Genomic DNA, 4319 nt, shown 5'->3' on the forward strand with positions numbered 1-4319 from the left:
GATTTGCTCTAGAGCTTTGCAATCAAAAGGTTCATTTCTGTATTTTTGCTCGGCTGCAAATATTAAATATAAACGATTCTCTTTATGGGTATAGCCAAACCAAATATATACACCATTTTTTGGGCTAGAAACTTTGCCATTAATAAATCCTTCGCCCAAAATATCCTTTCTGTAAAAACTTAAACCGCAATCAGCTTTCAATCCTCCACTTCCATAATTTACATTTGAAACATAATTTATCTTTTTAAGCAATTCATCAATATTTTTTTCTTGTCGGCTTGGCTCACTCCCTGTTGTAGTCCCTTGCGGTGCCATTCTCTCAACTTCATCGATAAATTCTTTCATTAGCCTTTGAAATTTTTGTCTTTCTTCATTACTAAACTCCACCATTGAATCCTCCTTTAAAAAGATAAATTTCTCCTTGTGATTTTAACAAAAAAAAAAAAAAATAAGTCAAGTCAAACTCTCGCCCACGAGCCTATGCAAGCGATTTTATACATTGCTCAATGCTTATTCTATAAAATTTTATAATCTATGAGTTGGAGGGGTAAAAGTGCGTGATATTTTTGCTTCCATTGCTAAAAGTTTTGCCTTGAAAGATTCGCCGAGTGCATAGCCGCCAAGTGCGCCATTATTGCGCAATACACGATGACAGGGGATAAGGAGAGGGAGTGGATTTTTATGATTGGCATTACCCACAGCGCGAAAGGCAAAAGGCGCATTAATCGCCTCTGCTATGTCCTTGTAGCTCTTGACTTCCCCATAGGCAATCTCGCCTAAAGCCTCCCACACACGCAGCATAAATGCGCTTCCTTGTGCTAAAAATGGAATCTCAAAGCGATAAAGTTGCCCATTGAGATAGGCTTGTATTTCTCTAGCACATTCATCACTCAAAGGATTCTTGGCTATGCTCTCTTGCTGTATATGCGCCATAAATGTTTGTGTTTTGCTTATAGGCAGGGCTTTTTTTGCTGATGCGGTTTTGATTGGGGTAAGTTTTTTTGATTTTATGAGCGGTGGGGTGGGTGTGTAAGCCGCATAGAGTGGATTCTTGGGGTAATGTATAATGCGCATAATATGTTCGTTTGCACCATAAATCCCAAGATATAGGGGTGTTTGCTCCCATTGCAAAGTGTAGATTCCGCCAAAAATATGCTCATTTGGTTGCGTTTTTATCAATTCATCATCTTTGGCTTTAATTTTCACACTTGATACACTCAAATCTAAGCTAGTCCAAAAGCTCCCCTCGTTTCGCCCACTCATTTATGGCTACTTCTATGTTAGATTTTGGCTACCCTTAGATTTTACTTTTTATAAAAGCTTCCATTTCGCTTACAATCGCCTCGATACTGCGCTCACCATTAATTGTATGAAGCGCTTTACTTTGGGTATAAAAGCTTTGAATCTCTTTAAGTGGTGTGAGATAGACTTTCATACGATTATTAAAAACCTCTACATTATCATCAGCTCCTCTTGCGCGTCCTAGCACACGATCACGCGCAGTTGCCTCACTCACTTGCACTTCTATCACGCTTACAAGCTGCACTTGACTTTGGTTTTTGAGCTTTTCATCAAGTGCCTTCATTTGCTCTATGCTACGAGGGTAGCCATCGATGATAATCACATCTTTAGGCGCGTTACTTAGGGCATTTACAATCGTGCTTACCACAATATCAAGTGGCACAAGATTGCCCTTACTGATAAATTCATCAATAACCTTACCTTGCTCACTGCCACTTGCAACTTCCTCGCGCAACAAATCTCCGGTGGAGTAATGCACGATAGAATCTGCATTGTTTTTAGCAATAAGCTGTGCATCTGTGGTTTTTCCAGAGCCGGGTGCACCGATGATTAAAAATAATTTTTTCATTTCCTCTCCTTTGAATATTAAAACATAAGCTTGATTATACTTGATAGAATCTTAAGAGAATATACAAAAACAAGGTGCAGAATCTCCCTCCATACTTTTGATGATTTAGAAGTGTGGCTATTCCTTGAATAAACCCTCAACTTGCTCGATGAAGTCTAGGGCATCGACATTTGTGCCATTAATGACTATGCCAAAATGCAAATGCGCCCCACTCACGCGCCCTGTATCGCCACTTTTAGCAATTACCTGTCCGCGCTTGATACTCTCTCCCTCTTTGACATTAAAATCACTTAAATGAAAATACACGCTTACAAGCCCCTCTCCGTGATCAATCGCGATTGTCTTGCCCGAGAGGTATCTATCTTGCACAAGAGCTACTTTGCCATCATTACTTGCTTTGACATCTGTGCCAATAGCGGCGCGAAAGTCTGTGCCTCCGTGATAGCTTTTAATCGTATTATTAAATACACGCGCACTTCCATAAGGGCTAGTAATCACAGAATCTAAGGGCTTTGCAAAGGGCTTATCCCATAAACGCCCCTTAGTGATAGTGTGATATACTTTAATCATATCATTTCTTTCTTTTTCGATACGTTTTGCTACTTCGTTGGAATAGGTGATTTTATTTTGTGCCACGGTAATTTGCTCTTTTTTGTATGCTTTTTGTTGAATCTCAATCTCTGCAAAGAGAGTTTTGCCTGATTTAATAAATTTGGTATCTTTTTCATAATAGCCAATAGGCACAAAGGCAATAAACTCATCTTTTTTAGTAGGGTGGCTGATAAGATGAAGAGCTTTATTATTAAAAGTGAGCGGCACTTTTTTGTCTATGTGGTATATAAAAGCTGTGCCATTGTAGGCAGTAAAGCTTTTTGCGCACCAACTATCCATACAAGGCTTATCGGCATAGAGTGTGTTTAAAGCCCCAAACCCTAAAATCCCAAATCCTAGAATGAAAGTAGTGATAAAAGTATGAATAATCCGCATTTAAACTCCTTTTTTACGCAAATTTGGGCAAAATTATAGCATTAAAAGCTTAGATTAAAGAATTTTAGCTAGAATCCTAGCTTTGTTTATGCAAAAATTCAATTCACAAGGGAATGCAAATGTATGCAATATTTAAGAATGGAGGCAAGCAATACAAGGTCATTGAGGGGAGCATCGTGCTTCTTGATAAGATGAGCCTTGAGCCAAAGTCAAAAGTTGAATTGAACGAAGTTTTAGCCCTTGTCGATGGAGATAATGTCCGCATTGGCACGCCGCTTGTGGCAGGTGCGAAAATTGAGGCAGAAGTCATTAATGAAGGCAGAGGCAAAAAGGTCGTTACATTCAAAAAGCGCAGAAGAAAAGATAGTAAGACAAAAAGGGGCTTTAGACGCGATTTTACGCGTGTAAAGATTCTTAAAATTGTAGCAAAATAAGGAGCAAGATATGGCACACAAGAAAGGTCAAGGGAGCACCCAAAATAACCGCGATTCTGCTGGACGCCGCTTAGGTGTAAAGAAATTTGGCTCACAATTTGTGCGTGCAGGTAATATTATTGTGCGACAAAGAGGCACAAAAGTACATCCGGGCGATAATGTAGGCTTAGGCAAAGATCATACTATTTATGCACTTATTGATGGGATAGTGAAATTTCAGCAAAAAGATAAGAATCGTAAGAAAGTTTCGGTAATTCCTGCTTCTTAAGAAGCAGGTTAAGCAAGATACAAGAATCTTGCTTGTGTTTATGCAAAGAGTGTATTGGTAAGCATTTATGAGAATTTTTACAAATATACTTGAATCGTGCTTTTATAAGGGCTATGATGTTTGTAGATAAGGTGGATATTTTCGTCTCTTCGGGCAAGGGAGGCGCTGGGGCGGTAAGTTTTCGCAAAGAAAAATTCATCATACAAGGTGGTCCTGATGGCGGCGATGGCGGCGATGGCGGCGATGTGTATGTGGAAGTAGATAACAACACAGACACACTTTCAAAGTTTCGCGGTGCGCGGCATTATAAGGCAAAAAATGGAAAGCCCGGTCAGCCCAAAAAATGCAATGGCAAAAGAGGGGAACATATCACGCTTAAAGTGCCACTTGGCACACAGATTTTTGATTTTGACACAAAAGAGCTTCTTGTAGATATGGATACTTACCCTAAAAGTGTGCGTTTGCTTAAAGGTGGCAAGGGTGGTTTGGGCAATGTGCATTTTAAAAGCGCGACTAATCAAGCCCCCACTTATGCGCAAAATGGCTTAAGTGGAGAGGAGAGGCATATACTTTTGGAATTAAAGCTTATTGCTGATGTGGGTTTGGTGGGATTTCCAAATGTAGGCAAATCCACGCTTATTTCCACACTCTCAAATGCAAAGCCAGAGGTTGCAAATTATGAATTTACCACGCTTATACCTCATTTGGGTGTAGTTTATATTGATGAATTTTCTTCTTTTGTAATGGCGGATATTCCGGG

7 protein-coding genes are annotated in these 4319 nt (G+C 39.6%); 3 read left to right on the plus strand and 4 right to left on the minus strand.

Annotated elements, in window-relative coordinates; translation table 11 throughout:
- From J1E28_RS07545 to J1E28_RS07560, 4 genes are all read right to left on the minus strand, one after another.
- The coding region (locus J1E28_RS07545; RefSeq protein WP_291028389.1) for a hypothetical protein at nt 1–390 on the minus strand (390 nt) is incomplete at its 3' end.
- Between the two features lie 135 nt (nt 391–525).
- Entirely contained in the window at nt 526–1263 is a 738-nt protein-coding gene (locus tag J1E28_RS07550; protein ID WP_291028392.1) for a methylated-DNA--[protein]-cysteine S-methyltransferase, read from the minus strand.
- Nucleotides 1264–1297: 34 nt separating this feature from the next.
- Complete coding sequence (locus J1E28_RS07555) at nt 1298–1870, minus strand: adenylate kinase (protein ID WP_291028394.1); 573 nt, start codon at nt 1868–1870, stop codon at nt 1298–1300.
- Between the two features lie 117 nt (nt 1871–1987).
- Nucleotides 1988–2857, minus strand: a complete 870-nt coding sequence (locus J1E28_RS07560) for a M23 family metallopeptidase (RefSeq protein ID WP_291028396.1) — start codon at nt 2855–2857, stop codon at nt 1988–1990.
- Nucleotides 2858–2976: 119 nt separating this feature from the next.
- Here J1E28_RS07560 and rplU point away from each other — a divergent pair, with 119 nt between their 5' ends.
- The 3 genes from rplU to obgE form a co-directional block, all read left to right on the plus strand.
- The gene (gene rplU, locus J1E28_RS07565) at nt 2977–3291 is read left to right on the plus strand and encodes a 50S ribosomal protein L21 (protein ID WP_291028399.1); all 315 of its coding nucleotides are present in this window, start codon (nt 2977–2979) and stop codon (nt 3289–3291) included.
- 10 nt (nt 3292–3301) lie between these two features.
- Nucleotides 3302–3559, plus strand: coding sequence for a 50S ribosomal protein L27 (gene rpmA / locus J1E28_RS07570; RefSeq protein WP_014666837.1), 258 nt, complete (start codon nt 3302–3304; stop codon nt 3557–3559).
- Nucleotides 3560–3675: 116 nt separating this feature from the next.
- Nucleotides 3676–4319, plus strand: a 644-nt coding sequence (gene obgE, locus J1E28_RS07575) for a GTPase ObgE (protein WP_291028407.1), incomplete at its 3' end; no start/stop codon positions are given.

Source organism: Helicobacter sp., assembly GCF_022511165.1.
Classification (GTDB): domain Bacteria; phylum Campylobacterota; class Campylobacteria; order Campylobacterales; family Helicobacteraceae; genus Helicobacter_C.